Here is a 2,782-nt window from a genome sequence, read left to right as displayed (position 1 = left end):
GGCGTGCCGCCCAGGAACTCCGCGCATCCGGAGAAACGGCCCGCAAAAGGGACCCGTCGACCCTGCTGAACCTGACGCCGATGGAACGCAAGGTTGCCGAACTCGTCGCTCAGGGCCTGTCGAACAAGGACGTCGCAGCCCAGTGCTGGGTGTCACCGCGTACGGTCGCATTCCACCTGCGAAACGTATTCACCAAGCTCGGCGTCTCTTCGCGCACCCAGCTCGCGCAGCTCGACCTGACCTGACCGGGCGAGCTCACTCGTCGAACGGAGCGAGGGCGATGGCGGCCGCGAACGCGCCGTACCGGCGCAGCAATCGCGCCCGGCCGCCGGGCACGCGCGCCGCCTCGTCAGCCCACGCGTCACGGAAGAACCTCTTGAAGCCCTCACGGGGGTGATCCCGGACGGCGTCAGCCAACACGGCGCGCGGCAGGGCCCAGCAGCGCAGCCCGACCACGTCGACGCCCGCTCCTGCCGACAGCAAGTACGCGACCGGTCCCGCGGCAAGCGTGACACGAGGGCTGTGATGCATCGTGATGGCGGTCTGCAGGGTGGCTGTCGCCGTGGTTGACAGGCCGACCTGTTCGGCCACATTCCTGGCGACCCGAGCCGAGGTAAGGGTGAAGTCGGCCCGCCCGCTGGCCACGACCAGTCCGACGTCGTGCAGCAGCGCTGCCGCGAACAGCAGCTCCGCGTCCACGTCGATGTCTTCGAGTTCGCCCAAGGCACGACCGAACCGATACGTGCGATAGCTGTGGTTGAGCAGTGCCGACGGAAGGACGCGGGTGGCGGCATCCGTCGCTGCGCGCGTCAACGGCGAGTCCGGGGGCACCAGTTGCGCCGGCGGCACGTACGCGTTCCTGCCGGAATTGAGGTGTGCGAGGAGGCTCAAACGGCCGGCGGCGTTGCCGGCGTGCACGCGGGCGAGGTCCGCTACCAGGCGGAAGCGCTCGGCGGCAACGAGGTGCCCGCCGGTGCGCGTACTCCAGCGGATGGTTCCTGTGGCCGTTGAAGTGTCCATGGCCTTGATCCTGCTTGAGCAGGTGCCGGACTCGCCCCGGTCATATGACCGGGATACGCCGATCAACCCGCTGTCGGTGTGCGGCCAGCACGTCAGCAGCAACGAATACCGGTCATGTGACCGGGGCGAGCAGACCACGAGACCGCGAGGGTGGTTCTCGTGGCCGGCCACACCGGGCGGCCAGGAGAGGAACACCATGAGCTCCCCAACCCGGACAACTCCAATCCCCGCAAGTACGCCGGTCAGGCCGCCGGGCCCTGTCGGCCGCATCATCGCCGCCTCCATCGCTACCGGCGCCATCGGTGCGGCAGCACTGACGTTCGGTGTCCTGCCGGACGCGTCCGAAGCATCCCTCGTCGGCGCAGCACTGCTCGCCTTCGCCGCCGCATGGGCGATGCTCGCCTGGCTCACCACCCGCATGACCACGCGGCCGCAACGGTGGGCGTACGTCCCAGCCACCGTCATGGCCGCCACCGGGACTGTCCTGCTCGCCGTGAACCCGGGCGAGGCTGCCGTGACCCGCCTCGTGTGGGGATGGGCGCCGGCCCTGGTGGTGCTGGCCGTCTGGGTGCAGCGGCGAGCCCGCCGCAGCGTCCACGGCCGGAGCCGCCTGCTCGTCTACCCCGTCACGCTGGTCATGCTGATGGCCGGTCTCGGCGGGCTGTACCAGGCCATGACGAGCGCACCGCAGGAGGCTGCGGGACCCATGCCGGGTCGCCTGGTCGACGTCGGCGGATACCGCCTGCACCTGAATTGCATCGGCACCGGCAGCCCCGTCGTCGTGCTGCTCAACGGCCTCGGCGAGACGTCCCCGGAGTGGACGCGCATCACCCCGAGTGTCGCCGCGACAACCCGCACTTGCACGTTCGACCGGGCCGGACAGGGCTGGAGCGACGACTCACCCCACCCCGCCGACGCCACGACCGCAGCCACCGACCTGCACCGCCTGCTGACTGCCGCGGGTGAGCCGGGCCCATACGTCCTGGCCGGTCACTCCATCGGAGGCGTGCACGCCCTCACCTACACACACCTGTACCCCTCCGACGTGGCCGGAATGGTGTTGCTGGACAGCGCCAGCCCACATCAGGCCGAGCTCGTCAAGCCGTTCAACGGCGAGTACGAACTGATGCGGCGTGCCCTGGCAGCGGCGCCCATCGTGTTCCGGTTCGGCCTCGGTCACCTCACCCAGGCGATGACCGCACCGGCGCTGCCTGGGAAGGCGGGTGAGCAGGCGGCCGTGTTCGCGAACAGCCCTCGAGGGATGACCGGCATGCGAGCCGAACAAGCCTTGCTGCCCCAGACGTTTCGCCAAGCCCAGGCCCTGACCACGCTCGGCGCCACCCCGCTGGTCGTGCTCACCGCGAAGGACAACGTCGACCACAAGCAGGGATGGGACTCCGCCCAGAACCGGCTCGCCGCCCTGTCAAGCGACAGCCGGCACACCGTCGCGGACCTCGAGCACGTCGCTTTCCTGCATGACCCGGCAGGCTCGGCCCTGTCCATCACCGCCATCACCGATGTCGTCACCGCCGCTCGCACCCGTACGCCGGTCCACTCGCGATAGGACTGGGTCCAGTCCGCCAGCGAGAACTCGTGGCGTGTCTACATCAAAGACGGTGGTTCCAGAACGCGTCCTTCAGACGGTGCTGAGATCCGCCTCCGCGGTTCGCCGGCGGCGGGAACCCCAACCCGTTCGCCCCCGCGGCTTGTACACCGACAGCACCAAGGCCACCAGCAGCAGCACAATCGCCGCCACGCCGTG

3 protein-coding genes are annotated in these 2,782 nt (G+C 69.6%); 2 read left to right on the top strand and 1 reads right to left on the bottom strand.

All coding sequences use genetic code 11. The annotated features are described in order from the left end of the window. The coding region (locus AB0M20_RS36360) for a helix-turn-helix transcriptional regulator (RefSeq protein ID WP_364305191.1) at positions 1–245 on the top strand (245 nt) is incomplete at its 5' end. A gap of 10 nt (positions 246–255) precedes the next feature. Here the strand turns inward: AB0M20_RS36360 and AB0M20_RS36355 are convergent. Continuing rightward, on the bottom strand, positions 256–1,020 hold the full coding sequence (locus AB0M20_RS36355; RefSeq protein WP_364305189.1) for an HD domain-containing protein: 765 nt from the start codon (positions 1,018–1,020) through the stop codon (positions 256–258). Between the two features lie 196 nt (positions 1,021–1,216). Between AB0M20_RS36355 and AB0M20_RS36350 the strand changes: the two genes are divergently transcribed. Beyond that, positions 1,217–2,584, top strand: a complete 1,368-nt coding sequence (locus tag AB0M20_RS36350) for an alpha/beta fold hydrolase (protein ID WP_364305187.1) — start codon at positions 1,217–1,219, stop codon at positions 2,582–2,584. Positions 2,585–2,782 lie beyond the last annotated feature (198 nt).

The organism is Actinoplanes sp. NPDC051633 (assembly GCF_040681735.1).
In the GTDB taxonomy this organism is placed as follows: Bacteria; Actinomycetota; Actinomycetes; order Mycobacteriales; family Micromonosporaceae; genus Actinoplanes.
Note: the sequence above shows the minus strand (reverse complement) of the source record. Positions and strands in the feature narration are given on the sequence as shown.